Below are 13544 nucleotides of genomic sequence, written 5' to 3'. Positions count from 1 at the left end.
TTGCCTGCTGCAGGAGGTACTATTTTATATGGCAGCTTTGGCAGAGAGATGAGTGTGCCTGCCGGGAATAGACAAAGTAATTATAGGTATTGTTGGGGTCTGACACATTCTTTTTATTATGAGGGTCGTGACAGGTAACACAGGTAACAATGGCATTATTATACAGACAGCTTGCCACCGTGACTGAGCCGTTTCCGTCAAGCCATAGCGCATTCGGCGACCTGTACGCATTCGGCTTATTGTTTACCACTTCCAGATAGCTGAAACCGACAGGATGATCGTTGCTCAGATCACCATTAATCGCAATACCCGCCCCACCATAGCTGTCGCTTCTCAAGTTTGGGTGGTTATCGCTGGCCACGACGCCGTCGTGGCATGAGAGGCACAACCTTGTCGGCCCGACGAGAGGATCAACGACGGTAGCATCGAATGTTGCGCTTTTGTATGGCGTAAACACCTTGCCGGACTTTACCTCATCCCAGACCGGGGTCGAGGCCAGGGTATCTCCAGCAGCATGATGCGGAACGTGGCAGTAGATACAAACCCGCTCCTGCAGGTCGCTTGAGCTACTGAACATATTGAGATCATGCTTTGACCCGGAAACACCCGTCCCGGCATACCAGCCGCAAAAAGCTGCCGTTGCATTCAGATAACAGAATACAATCGGTACAACCGAAGCCATGATCATTCTAAGTCTAAAATCCACAGATCATTTTTAAAGCTATCAAAGCGGAAACTGTTCAAGCCCAAGCAGGTCCATCCTCAACCAGCGACGTCGTTCTGCCTCAATACCCATATGAACGAATTGCGAATTGATTGCCACCCTTTCCTGTTTTTGCCTGCCAAGCGTTGCGGCACCCATATTTAAAAGAAGCAAGTATCGAACCAGGATCAAGGTTGATCAGCCATTTCACACAATACCCGGATTTTACGATCAAAAAGAAGAACCTCTGTCGTGGGGCGTTTATAAAAGCGGAGAGCTATCGCACAAGCGGTGCCGCCAAATTGCTTCTTTGCACAGCCATGGCCGGTGAATTGGCGAAAAAAAACGAACCGTTTCTTCCGTGGATCCTCCCATGGAAAAATTGATTCAAGTTTCGAAAGAGGGGGGGCGAGGGCGAACAGCGCTTTGCTGTCCAACGGCAGAGCAAAATTGGCACGCAAAAGTTTTTTTCAGCGTTTTATCTTCTGCTCCAACTCAAGATCAAGATTTTTCAAACGTTCGAGACTCTGGCGTAGTTCCTTGTTATCCCGGGTGAGGGACAGATTTCGCTCCCGCAGGGTTCTCACGTCGTGCAGGCTGTCGCGAAGAGCGCTCACACCCACCAGGTAGGCGGCCAAGGGCGCCGCCTGTCGGGTCCAGGCACTGCGAGGGTACTCCTTTTTCAATCGCACCAACAAGGCATGGGCATGGGCGTCCCCCTTTCCTCCCTCGTCCCGCAGGTGAAGCAAAGCCAACCGGAAAAGCGCTTCATCCGTCACACCGGGCAACGCCTGTCCAGCGACGACCTGTTCCAGCCCCCCCTGTGCCTCCCGTTCTTTCCCCTGTATCAGATACTGCAGCGCGCCGGCAAAACGGCGTTCCTGTTCCATGACTGGAGTGGCCGTTGAAGGCGGCTTGCCCCGCAACATGCTACAGCCACCGGAAAACGCCACCACCAACGACAGTATGAGCGCAACGGCAGCCCGCTCAAACATCATAGTTTCCCGCCTCTCTCACGATGATATAGTTACTCCCCGATGACTCCTTGACGTGATCCTTGACCTCGGCCGCAGCCGTAGCGATCTCGGCTGCGGTGGCATAATCGCCCGGCTCGCAGACCAATACGGCAATCGACATGGATATGAGCGGAAACACCCGGGGCACACCATAACGGTCAACACCTTCAAATGAGCCGGCAGCGCGATCCTCTTCCGAATAAAAGAATGGGACCATGGCGTCGAATTCCTGAATGATTGTCTGGCAGGCCGTCTTGGCCAGCCCCGCGCCGACGATGACGACAAAATCGTCGCCGCCGATGTGCCCGACAAAGGCTTGGGGATCATTCAGGCGCTTGACCGCATTATGAATCAGTTCGCCGGTCTCACGCAGTATCTCGCTGGCCTTGATGTAACCGTAGCGATCATTGTAGGATTTGAAATTGTCCAGATCCAGGTAGCACATGGCAAACGGCAGCCGTTCGCGCAGCCGCCGGCTGATGGAACGTTCGATGGCGATATTTCCCGGCAGCCGGGTCAGGGGGCTGGCGTCGAGACTGATCTGTTCCAACTCCTTGAGTCTGGCCGCCATCCGCGTGAAATCTTGCGCCAGGGTGCCGATCTCGTCACCCGGCGGAATACCCGGATCGTGGTCGAAGTCGCCGGCGGCAATGCGGTGGGTGGCGGTTTGCAGCTTGCCGATGGAGGAGGCGAAGGTATAGATCAGATAGACTGCCACCAAGAAGGCGGACAGCACGCCAACAAAAGCCAACCCTATGGAGCGGGTGACGGTCTTGGCCTCCTTTTCATCGGATACTTTCAACTTGTTCGCCAGGGATTCCTTCTGTTCCACCCGAATCTGTTCGATAAGATTTTCCACCCGTGCCGTAACCTGTTTCATGGCCTTGGCGTCGACCTCCCTGCCGCTGAACACCTGCCTGGCCAGGTTTGCATAGGCCGCATACGCCGCAACAAGCTTGTCGCCGTCCTTGCCCTGGTAGACACGCCGCAAAGAAGCCAACTCCGAGCGGAATTTTTCCGCATTTTGGTTGTAAAGCTCACGGAATTCCGCCTGCCGCAGAATTTGAAACTTGCCGACATAGCGTTCCTGCGTCAGCATCATCTCGCGCAGGGTAATGGTAATGGTGGCCGCGGACAGATCGCTTCTGGCGATCTCCTCCTCCATGCGATGCATCGACCCCAGTCCGGCAACGGCATATATCAGCGCGGCCATCATACATATACCGCAGAGGGCAAAACTGATGATCATCTTCTGGATCAGGCTCAAGCGAAAATGTCCGGGGAATGGCATGGCATCAGCCTCTAGTGCGTAAACTCCGTTCGGTGGCACGGCAGGTAAGGGTATCCGACACGGCCCGCCTATGGTAGTACAGAAACGGGGGCAAATGCAATTCATTGTCGCCGCATGCACGTCAACATGGCAAAAGACGTTGCATTGTGCCCGGCGCAGAGCTATATAAAAACCGCGCGCACTTCCGCCATAACCAAACCAACAGAAAAGGATGCAATATTATGATCGAAAGACGACGTCCATCAGTCGGGACGATAGGTGTGCTGGCCGCCCTGATCCTGTTTTCCTCCGCCGGCGTACATGCGGAGGAAAATGCCTGCGGCCCGACCACACCGAGCGAGGAGCATCTGTTCAATCTCCAACTGGAGAACGAAGGGCTCAAACTCAGAATCAAACAGCTTGAAACCGTCAAGACCATCTCAGCCGAACGTCTGCGTCAGAAAAAGGTCCAGCGCCTCCGGGAAATCGCCGCCGAGGTCAAGACTCAGCGTCAAACCACCAGCGATTTTCAGGGTTTCGTCAAATGGATGAGCACCAACCTGGCGGGCTATAACCGGTACATCCAGGCCGGCTCCTATGCGGCGGTGGCCGCCAGAATGCTCCCGATCCCCTACGCCGGACAGGCTTCAATCTTCACCAAGTTCGTCACCCAGTTTACGATAGCACTCAACAACGCCTCCGTTTCAGTCACCAATTACTTGAACTCGTCCAAACGCTTCATCGCGCTGGTCGAGGCCATCGACCCGGCCAAACCGCTCGATGAGAAGACAATAACCGAAGCGTCCCATTTCGCCGATCAGAAACTGCTGAAAGACATGAACGACACCCAAGCAAAACTGGCCACGGTCGCCGACCTCTCCTCCGGCGCCCTCTCCTTCCTTGAGAGCGTGAACCACTACGCCAGCGGAACGGATGAATATTGGAACAAGGTCAAGGGGCTGATGAAAAAGGATGTCGACCCCAAGGAAAAGAGCTTTCTGTCGGAGAGTACCAGCAACCTCAAGACCCAGGCCAACCGATTCAACGGCAAGCTGAGATCCTTCGAAGAGATCACGAAAAAGGAAGCGGCGAGCGTAAAATCCCTGGCGGTCTACGATGAACTGGCCGCCGATCTTGTGGCCGCGAAATGAGCAACGAGACCGTTATGACCGCAAACCACAGCACCTTCGACGACCTGGTGAATATCATGCGCCGCCTGCGCGGCCCCGGCGGCTGCCCCTGGGATGCCGAACAAACCCACGAGAGCCTGACGCGCTATCTGCTGGAAGAGACCTACGAGGTCATTGAGGCCATCGACGCAAAATCTCCGGAACATCTGAAGGAGGAGTTGGGCGACCTGTTGCTGCAACCGGTCTTTCATGCCGCAATTGCCGAAGAGGCGGGAGCGTTCGACATGGCCGACGTCATCCAGGAACTCTGCGACAAGCTCGTCAGACGCCATCCCCATGTCTTCGGCGACATGGAGATCAGTGACAGCGAGGCACAGGTAGAGAACTGGGAGCGCATCAAAAAGGCCGAAAAGGGGCAGGAGCGGCCATCGGCCCTGTCCGGCGTGCCCCCGCATCTACCGGCGTTGCTCAAGGCTCAGAAGATCACCGAAAAGGCATCGCGGGTCGGTTTTGACTGGGAACATGCCGACCAGGTCTTTGCCAAGGTAATGGAAGAGTTGCACGAGTTTGAGGAGGCGTGGGACGGGGGCGATGAGACCCGCATGGAGGACGAACTAGGCGACCTGCTGTTCGCCATCGTCAACCTGGGGCGTTTTCTGTCGCTCAATCCCGAGGAGGCCCTGCGTAAAACGATCAACCGGTTTCAACGACGTTTCCGGTATGTGGAGGAAAATCTCCAGGGGCAGGGAAAGAAGATGAAAGAGACCCCGCTTGCCGACATGGATATCCTATGGGAAGAGGCTAAAAAACTCGAATGATCGACGTGCCGGGGGGGATAAGTCACAGGAATGTGACGTCTTTTACCATCAGGTTTCAGCTTATCCACAAAAATTGTGGATAAGCTGTGGACAACGGTGTTGATGAAATACAAAAGTTATATTTTTACAAGTGATTTTTGCACTTTGCCTTTTTTTTACACAAACGCATTTCAAAATAATTTCAACAAGTTATGTTTGTATCTTTGAATTTTGAGTAGTTAGCCGGTTGGCAGCGGTTTGGATACAATAAATAAATTCCATGCCAAGTCGACCTGTTCATAACTGTCATTTTTTCAGAAAAATTTGTTGCCCTTTAAATTCAACATGTTCCATCCGTAAAAGATATTCTTTGCCTGCGATGCCGCAAATTCAAGGTGTACTTCTTTTCCGTCCCAGTTTCCTTTTGAGCATTGCCAGCACCTCCAATGCCTCCTCCGACCGCAACAACCGGACGCAGAGCCCGTAGATGACGACGCCGGACGCTATGGCGCCACCAAGCACCAGGGCTTTGCCTGTTTTATGACCCATGAGCGACCAATCGGCCCAACTGCACAGATAACGGACCGTGATGGCCATCGGCACGGCGGCAGCCAACGACTTCAGACCGCAGTACACAACCCCCCGCCCGCCGAAGGGGCCGATCTTGCGCCGCAGGAACCAGAGCAGCATTACCATGTTGCCCAAGGCCGAAATCGTGGTGGCCAATGCCAGTCCCCCATGTTTGAAGGGCCCCATCAGAGCCAGGCTGAAACCAAAATTGAGCAGGAACGCGCAAAAGGCGCTCCAGACCGGCGTTTTGGTGTCCTTGAGCGCATAGAAGGCCGGGGCGAGGACCCGCGTCATGGCTACGAAGGAAAGGCCTAAGGAGTAATAGAAGAGTGCCTGGGCCGAATTGACCGCCTTTGCGTAGTCGAATGCCCCCCCCATGAAGATCAGGCTGAAGATGGGGGTCGAGCAGACCAGAAGGCCGGCCATGGCCGGAATGGTGATAAAAAGGGTCAGGCGCAGGCCAAATGAGAGGGACTCCTTCATGCCGTTCATGTCGCCCTCGGCCGCCTGCCGGCTCATGGAGGGGAGCACGGCCTGAGCAACGGAGACCGTGAAGATTCCCTGGGGAAACTCGAACAACCGCTGGGCGTAGTAGAGGTACGACACGCTCCCCTGGGGCAACAGCGAGGCCAGTATGGCGCTGACGGTAATATTGAGGTAGTAGACCCCCACGCCAAAGATGGACGGCAGCATCAGGAGTGCAATACGGCGCACCTGGGGATGGCCGAAGCCGAAACGGGGACGGATCGGAAATCCTTTGCGCCACAGCACCGGCAGTTGCAGGAGCAGTTGCACGACACCGCCGATCAACACGCCTGTTGCCAGGGCCGTAATGGGAACATCGAAAAAGCCCCGTAGTGAGAGGGCTGCAACGATCATGGAGATATTGAGGAAGACCGTGGAGATGGCAGGGGTGAAAAAATGGCGGACGGTGTTGAGAATCCCCATGCAGAGCGCCACCAGGCTGATGAAGAAGATGTAGGGGAACATCACCCGGTTCAGGAGTACGGTCAGCTCGAACTTGCCCGGCACCGAGTGAAATCCGGGAAACATCAAGCCGACGATGACGGGAGAAAACAGGATGCCGGCCAGGGTCACACCGGCCATGACAATGGTCAAGAGGCTGAAGCAGGCATTGGCCAGTTCCCGCGCCTCATGTTCGCCCCGCTTGTTGAGAGTCTCGGAAAAAATAGGCACAAAGGCCGAGGTCAGAGCCCCCTCGGCAAAAAAACGTCGCAGCATGTTGGGGATTTGGAAGGCGGCAAAAAAGGCGTCGCTCGCAAACCCTGCGCCGAACAGGCGCGACACCACCATGTCACGCACCATGCCCATGACTCGCGACAGAATGGTCGCCGAACCGAGGATACCTGCCGCCCGCGCTATATTACCCTTTTCAGACATAGTCAGTGCTCATCCCCCTCGCCCATCTCAGGCAGGTCCAGGAGTCCGGCGGCCTCTCCCTGGGGCAGTTCCTGCACGTCCCGCAACTTGCGTTCGATAGCCCGGGTGCGGATGGCGGCCTGATCGATATGATTGCCCGCCTCCTGCAACTTCTTGCTCGTTTTTTCGAGTACCACCCCGAACTTGGCGAATTCGGTCCGCACCGCGCCAAGCAGGGTCCAAACTTCGGCCGAACGTTTCTCGATGGCCAGGGTGCGAAAGCCCATCTGCAGGCTGTTCAAGAGCGCAGCCAGGGTGGTGGGCCCGGCCGCCAAGACCTTGTATTCCCGCTGCAACGTCTCGGCCAGGCCGGGCCGCCGCAATATCTCGGCATACAGCCCCTCAGTAGGAATGAACATGATGCCGAAATCGGTGGTATGCGGGGGGTCCAGGTACTTGTCGCGGATGGCCTTGGCCATCTCCTTGATCGCCCGCTCCAACTGACGGGCAGCTTCCTCGGCGGCAACGGCGTCGGCGTTCTCCTGGGCCTCCACCAAGCGGAGATAGTCCTCCTGGGGAAACTTGGCGTCCAGCGGCAACCAGACCATGCCCTCCGCCGTACCGTCCCGGCCGGGCAGGCGCAGGGCAAACTCCACCCGCTGTCCGCTCCCCTTTTTAGATTCGACGTTGCTTTCGTACTGTCCCGGCGCCAGTATCTGCTCCAGCAGGCTGGCCAGTTGAACCTCGCCGAAGGTGCCGCGGGTCTTGACGTTGGTCAGAACCTTTTTCAGATCCCCGACACCGCTGGCCAGGGACTGCATCTCCCCCAGACCGCGCTGGACCAATTCAAGCCGTTCGCTGACCAGCTTGAAGGACTCGCCCAGGCGTTTTTCCAGGGTATCGTGCAGCTTTTCATCCACCGTCGCCCGCATCTGTTCCAGTTTCCGGGCGTTATCCTCCTGGATCAATCGCAAACGGTCCTCCACGGTCTCCCGCAGCTTGTCAAGCCGCCCCTCATTGCTCGCGGTCAGGTTTTTCAACTGGCCGGCAAAGATGTCCAGCTGATTCTTCTGCAAGCCGGCAATCTCGCTCATGCGTTTCAGGAGCGAATCCCCCAGCCCCCCCACGAGCGAGGTTCCTTCCTCGCGCCCCTGGCGGGCCGACAGCTGGGCTTCCTCACGGTTTCTGGCAAGTTCATCGCGCAGCATGCGCTCCATGCGCTCCAACTGCCGCTCCAGGGCATCGATACGCACGTCAAACGATGCGTTTGAAGCGATGCGCGAGAGCCGCGCCAACACCAGGGCCAACAGTATCAGGGAAAGTAGCGACACTATGAGTAGCAGGTAAAACAATGGTGCTGTCATGGCTGTTGTTCCGTTTCATGCGTGGTTGGTATACTGATGTTCTTCATGCCACATCCTTGTTATGCTTAGCAACTAGTTTTTGTATTCGGCAACTCAGTAGTTAATCAATTTTTTGCTTATTTATTTTCTTGATTTATGCAGGTATTTCGTGATAACCCGTTACAGAGTGAAATATATATAAAGGAGGACGTATGACAGCAACTCTTGTTGAACTGACTGCGGGTATTGTTTCTTCCCATGCGGCCGGTACGGAGATGAACAGTGACGATCTTATCCAGGAAATCAACCGGGTCTTCACGACGCTGAAAAAGTTGGAAACCGAGGGAGCCACGGCGGCAGAAGGCGCCGCTGCACCGGGTGCACCGGCCATGTCGATCAAAAAAGCCTTCCAGAACGATCAGGTCTGCTGCCTGATCTGCGGCAAAACGGGGTTCAAGACCCTTACCCGCCACCTTAAACAGGCTCATGACATGAAACCGGGCCAGTACCGCAAGCAGTTCAATATCCCAGCATCCCAGTCTCTGACTGCCAAGAACTACTCCGAGGCACGCCGCAAGGCTGCCAACGAAAACAATCTGGCTGCCAACCTGGAAAAGGCCCGCGCCGTGCGTGCCGCCAAAAAGGACGCCACCAAACCGGCAAAACCGGTAAAGGCCGCTGCAGCCAAACCGGCAAAACCGGTTAAAGCAGCGAAAGCCGTCGCCGTTAAAGCCGTCAAGGCAAAACCGGCCAAAACCAAAGCCTAATCATTTATATCCATTGCCACAACAAAAAAACCGCTGAGAGGCGGTTTTTTTGTTGTGGCGTCCTTCTCTCAATCCCTTGCTGTTCTCAGCGTCCCACAGTTTGAAGGGGTGTCAGACACCGGGAAAGTGCAGCGAACTCTTCCATGGAAAGGGTCTCGCCACGGCGTTTCCCATCGATCCCGCACTGTTCCAAAATTCGGTACATTTCATCCGGCGAGGCGAGTTCAGCCGCTTTCAAGCAGTTGGACAAGGTCTTGCGGCGCATGGCAAAGGCCCCCTTGACCACTTTTCGGAAAACCGACTCGTCACCGACCTCAACCCGGGGCCGCACAAGCGGCACGAAGCTCAACACAGCCGAATCCACCTTGGGACGGGGATGAAAGCAGGTCGGCGGAACAATGAACTCCCGGCGGATATCGAACCACAAACCCAACAGCAGCGTCGTCACGCCGTAATCGGCACAATCCGGGGAGGCCACCAGCCTTTCCCCGACCTCGCGTTGCAGCATCAGCACCAATCGCGAGAAAAGACCGCGCAACTCCAGTAGGCGAAAGAGTATCGGCGTCGAGATATTGTACGGCAGGTTGGCCACCACCTTCCAGGCCGCCGGTTCCGCGCCCAGCACTCCGGCAAGGTCGAGCGCCAGGATGTCGCCGTCGATCACCGTGATCTGATCATTTCCGGCATAGCGTTCTTTCAGGGCAGCCGCCAGGGAGTGGTCGAACTCCACGAGCGTCAGCCTGCTGCCGTGTTGCGCCAGCAGTTCGCTCAGCGCGCCTCGGCCGGGACCGATCTCGAGGATACGGTCATCCGGGGTCAATTCGGCAGCACGGATGATCTTGGCAATGATGTTGCCGTCGACGAGAAAATTCTGGCCAAGGGCCTTGAGGGGACGACGCAATGCTGTCATAAGAACATGTCCTTGATACGGTCCATCTCCCAGGTAGCGGTAACGTCCAGGGACAGGGATGATGCGTGACCGTTGCACAGATAATAATTGCCGGCAACCCCCAGCATGGCTGCGTTATCACCGCACAGGGCGGGCTTGGGGATATGCAGTTCCACCCCGAGATCTGCCGCCATGCGGGTCATACGGGCACGCAGCCCGCTGTTGCAGGCTACCCCACCCGCTACAACCAGACGTCGTGCCCCGCACTGCCGGAGAGCAGCCTCGGTCTTGAATGCCAGGACATCGCAGACCGCCTCCTGGAACGAGGCGCACAGATCGCTGGCATCCTGGCTCGGCATGGCAACGGGATGTTTGTTGATCCATTGCAGCATAGCCGTTTTCAGGCCGCTGAAGCTAAAATTGAGGCTGCCGTCATTGATCAGCGGGCGGGGCAGGCGCACCGCCCGGCAGTCCCCCGTCCGTGCCAGGGCATCGATCCGGGCGCCGCCCGGATATTCGAGCCCCATGATTTTGGCGGACTTGTCGAAGGCCTCGCCGGCGGCATCATCGATGGTTCTGCCGATGGTCGTATAGCGGCCGAAGCCCTCAACGAGATAGAGGTGGGTATGGCCGCCCGACACGACCAGCGCTAGGAAAGGGAACTCCACCGGCTGTTCCAGACAGGTGGCAAAGATATGCCCCTCGATGTGATGAACCCCCACAAAGGGAACGGCCTGGGCAAAGGCGATCGCTTTTGCGGCGGAAAGCCCCACCAGAAGAGCCCCGGCCAAACCCGGCCCACGCGTGACCGCCACCCCCTGGATGTCTCCCATGGCCAAACCAGCCTCATGCAACGCCTGGTTCACGACCGGGGTAATCATCTCCAGGTGTTTGCGCGAAGCAATTTCCGGCACAACGCCACCATACTCGGCATGGATGGCGATCTGCGACGACACCACCGACGAGAGCGTCTCGCAGCCGTCACGCACCACTGCGGCTGCGGTTTCATCGCAGGATGATTCAATGGCAAGTATCAGCACAATAGTTATTACCTTTTTGCGGCACGCGGACGCCGGGATTAAAGTGAAAACAAAAAGAGGATCTCATTACTTCGCAAAATCCTCAAGGTCTAACTCTCCCCGGCGGTTCCGTGACGGCGTATTATCGTTCCCAAATCTCTTTTTTGTCCTTTCCCAGATAGGCCCGTTTGACCTCGGCATTCTCCAGCAACTCGGCCGACGGCCCTTCCAGGATGATCTTGCCGGTCTCCAGCACGTAGCCCCGGTCGGCCAGCTTCAGGGCGGCCTTGGCATTCTGCTCCACCAGCAGTATGGTGACGCCGTTCTCCCGGCGCAACCGCTCCAACACCCGGAAGATTTCCTGCACCACCATGGGCGCCAGCCCCATGGAAGGCTCGTCCAGCAGCAGGAGTCTGGGGTTTGCCATCAAGGCCCTGCCGATGGCCAGCATCTGCTGTTCCCCCCCCGACATGGTGCCGGCCAGTTGCCGACGCCGTTCCTCCAAACGGGGGAACAAGGCAAACACCTGCGTCATATCCCTACGGATGACGGCACGATCCTCACGGCTGCGGTAACGCAGATAGGCGCCCAACTCCAGGTTGTCCTCGACCGAGAGCGGCTTGAACACCTGGCGCCCCTCGGGTACCTGGGAGATGCCGTATTTGACGATCTTGTCCGACGTCAGGGCCGTGACCGGCTCCTTACGGAACAGCACCTCACCGCTGCCGGCCGGCGTCACCCCGGAGATGGTATTGAGGATCGTGGTTTTACCGGCCCCGTTGGCGCCGATCAGGGTCACGATCTCCCCTTCCCCCAGATGCAGGGAAACGTTCTTAAGGGCATGAACCTTACCGTAGTAGGTATTTATATTTTTAAGTCGCAACATCGGAATAGCCACTACCCTCGCCAAATAAGGACGTTAACATTAACCCGTCACCGATATTCCAAGTCTTACCCATCACCCAGGTATGCCGCAATTACTTCCGCATTTTCCTGGATCTCCCGCGGCGTACCCTCCGCCAGCTTTTTGCCCAGATTTAGCACCACAATCCGGTCGCACACATCCATCACCAGTTCCATGTCATGCTCAACCAGCACCACGGTAATACCCATCCCGCGTATTTTTCCAATCAATTGCGCCAAACCGAGGGTTTCCTGGCTGTTGAGCCCGGCGGCCGGTTCATCCATCAGAATGATGCGGGGCTCCACCGCCAGGGCGCGTGCGATCTCCAGTAACCGCCCTTTGCCAAAGGAGAGGTTACCGGCCGTATCGTCCGCCAGTCCCGTGATACCAGTGAACTCAAGCCAATGCATGGCAGCTTCCCGGATGCGTCGCTCTTCGGCAATGCTCCAGGGCATCATCAGGGAACAGGCCAGGAGCCCGCTGGAACTCTTGGTATGGAGTCCGACCATGACGTTTTCAAGAACAGTCATGGCGCCGAACAGTTCGATGTTCTGGAACGTCCGCACCATGCCGAGGCGCGCCAGCCGTTCCGGGGGAAGCCCCGTGATGTCTTTGCCGCCCAGCTTCACACTGCCGGAGGTCCGGTTGTAGATGCCGGTAATGATATTGAACAGGGTCGTCTTCCCCGCGCCGTTGGGGCCGATGACGCCGGTAACGGAACCCTGCCCGATGGTAAAGGAGACATCATCCAGAGCCGTGACGCCACCGAATATGCGGGTAATGCCGGAAACCTCAAGCATTGCCGGCCCCCTCCCGTCTCCTGGCCACTCTTCTGAAAAGTTCGGGGAGGCCCCGCACCAGTCCGCCCGGCATGAACATGACCATACTCATCAGCAGGCCACCGTAGATAATGATATCGTAGTCCTGGGCACCCCGCAGGAGTTCGGGCAAAAGCGTCAGGAGCGCCGCCCCCAGAAACGAGCCGTAGACACTGCCCAGGCCGCCGATCACCACCATGGTGAGTAACTCCACGGAGAAATTAAAGCCAAACGAAGCCGGGGAGACAAAGGTCATGGTATGGGCGTAGAGGCTGCCGGCCAGAGAGGATATGACGGCAGACAGGGCAAAGACCTGCACCTTGAGGATGCGGGCATTGACCCCCATGACCCGGGCCGCGACCTCGGAGTCGTTAACCGCCCGTAGGGCGCGACCGACCCGGGAACCGGCCAGATTGACGCAAAACAGCACAACCGCCAGGCCGAACGTCCAGATCAGATAGTAGTTTTTGAAGTCGTTGTCGAATACCAGGGAACCGATGGACAGGTTGGGGATGCCCGACAAGCCGGACGGGCCTCCGGTAAGATCCACAGTCTCGTTGAACACGATATAGATGATAATGCCCAGGCCGAGGGTGGCCATGGCGAGGTAATGCCCCTTGAGCTTGAGGATCGGGAAGCCGATCAGGCCGGCCAGCGTGCCGACTACGAGCGCCGCCAGCGGCATGGCGAGCCACGCATTCCAACCGTAGGTGGCGGTCAAAATCCCGGAAAGATAGGCGCCGATGCCGAAAAAGCCCGCATGGCCGAGAGAGATCTGGCCGGCATACCCCAACAGCAGGTTGAGCGCCACCGCCAGCATGGTGTTGATGCCGACGAACACCAGCACGTTCATCAGGTAGCCGCCCGAAAAAACCAGCGGCGCGGCAAGAATCAGGACGGCAAAAAACAAAAATTTGAGCAGCTCGCGTCTCATGCCG

The 13544-nt window shown here is 57.0% G+C and carries 13 protein-coding genes; 3 read left to right on the top strand and 10 right to left on the bottom strand.

The window, feature by feature from the left end:
* Positions 1–19 precede the first annotated feature (19 nt).
* The 3 genes from F6V25_RS04335 to F6V25_RS04325 all read right to left on the bottom strand — a co-directional run bounded on the left by F6V25_RS04335 (position 20) and on the right by F6V25_RS04325 (position 3010).
* Entirely contained in the window at positions 20–688 is a 669-nt protein-coding gene (locus tag F6V25_RS04335; RefSeq protein WP_151127399.1) for a hypothetical protein, read from the bottom strand.
* Positions 689–1173: 485 nt separating this feature from the next.
* Positions 1174–1701 (bottom strand): tetratricopeptide repeat protein, encoded by a 528-nt coding sequence (locus F6V25_RS04330; RefSeq protein WP_151127398.1) that lies wholly within the window; start codon positions 1699–1701, stop codon positions 1174–1176.
* Positions 1691–3010 (bottom strand): GGDEF domain-containing protein, encoded by a 1320-nt coding sequence (locus F6V25_RS04325; protein ID WP_151127397.1) that lies wholly within the window; start codon positions 3008–3010, stop codon positions 1691–1693. Before F6V25_RS04325 ends, F6V25_RS04330 begins: the two co-directional genes overlap by 11 nt.
* A gap of 221 nt (positions 3011–3231) precedes the next feature.
* On the opposite strand from F6V25_RS04325, the gene F6V25_RS04320 reads away from it, so the two are divergent.
* Together F6V25_RS04320 and mazG are read left to right on the top strand one after the other, a co-directional pair.
* Positions 3232–4140, top strand: coding sequence for a hypothetical protein (locus tag F6V25_RS04320; protein ID WP_151127396.1), 909 nt, complete (start codon positions 3232–3234; stop codon positions 4138–4140).
* A 14-nt stretch (positions 4141–4154) separates the two neighbouring features.
* On the top strand, positions 4155–4937 hold the full coding sequence (mazG, locus tag F6V25_RS04315) for a nucleoside triphosphate pyrophosphohydrolase (protein ID WP_151127395.1): 783 nt from the start codon (positions 4155–4157) through the stop codon (positions 4935–4937).
* 369 nt (positions 4938–5306) lie between these two features.
* Here the strand turns inward: mazG and murJ are convergent, their stop codons facing one another.
* Both murJ and F6V25_RS04305 read right to left on the bottom strand, forming a co-directional pair.
* Positions 5307–6887: a murein biosynthesis integral membrane protein MurJ gene (murJ, locus tag F6V25_RS04310; RefSeq protein ID WP_151127394.1), complete on the bottom strand. Its 1581-nt coding sequence runs from the start codon at positions 6885–6887 to the stop codon at positions 5307–5309.
* Between the two features lie 2 nt (positions 6888–6889).
* The gene (locus F6V25_RS04305; protein WP_151127393.1) at positions 6890–8230 is read right to left on the bottom strand and encodes a DNA recombination protein RmuC; all 1341 of its coding nucleotides are present in this window, start codon (positions 8228–8230) and stop codon (positions 6890–6892) included.
* 191 nt (positions 8231–8421) lie between these two features.
* Here F6V25_RS04305 and F6V25_RS04300 point away from each other — a divergent pair, with 191 nt between their 5' ends.
* A complete protein-coding gene (locus F6V25_RS04300; RefSeq protein WP_151127392.1) occupies positions 8422–8976 on the top strand; it encodes a Ros/MucR family transcriptional regulator in 555 nt (184 codons plus the stop codon).
* Between the two features lie 85 nt (positions 8977–9061).
* Here F6V25_RS04300 and rsmA read toward each other — a convergent pair whose 3' ends face one another.
* From rsmA to F6V25_RS04275, 5 genes are all read right to left on the bottom strand, one after another.
* On the bottom strand, positions 9062–9886 hold the full coding sequence (gene rsmA, locus F6V25_RS04295) for a 16S rRNA (adenine(1518)-N(6)/adenine(1519)-N(6))-dimethyltransferase RsmA (protein WP_151127391.1): 825 nt from the start codon (positions 9884–9886) through the stop codon (positions 9062–9064).
* Positions 9883–10905, bottom strand: a complete 1023-nt coding sequence (gene tsaD, locus F6V25_RS04290) for a tRNA (adenosine(37)-N6)-threonylcarbamoyltransferase complex transferase subunit TsaD (RefSeq protein WP_151127390.1) — start codon at positions 10903–10905, stop codon at positions 9883–9885. The genes rsmA and tsaD overlap by 4 nt, the downstream gene beginning before the upstream one ends.
* 121 nt (positions 10906–11026) lie before the next feature.
* Positions 11027–11770, bottom strand: a complete 744-nt coding sequence (locus F6V25_RS04285) for an ABC transporter ATP-binding protein (protein WP_151127389.1) — start codon at positions 11768–11770, stop codon at positions 11027–11029.
* A 65-nt stretch (positions 11771–11835) separates the two neighbouring features.
* Positions 11836–12588 (bottom strand): ABC transporter ATP-binding protein, encoded by a 753-nt coding sequence (locus tag F6V25_RS04280; protein ID WP_151127388.1) that lies wholly within the window; start codon positions 12586–12588, stop codon positions 11836–11838.
* Positions 12581–13540, bottom strand: a complete 960-nt coding sequence (locus F6V25_RS04275; RefSeq protein WP_151127387.1) for a branched-chain amino acid ABC transporter permease — start codon at positions 13538–13540, stop codon at positions 12581–12583. Before F6V25_RS04275 ends, F6V25_RS04280 begins: the two co-directional genes overlap by 8 nt.
* Positions 13541–13544: the final 4 nt, after the last annotated feature.

Source organism: Oryzomonas japonica, from assembly GCF_008802365.1.
GTDB lineage: Bacteria > Desulfobacterota > Desulfuromonadia > Geobacterales > Pseudopelobacteraceae > Oryzomonas > Oryzomonas japonica.
The sequence above is the reverse complement of the archived record's forward strand: the minus strand, read 5'-3'. Positions and strand labels throughout refer to the sequence as shown.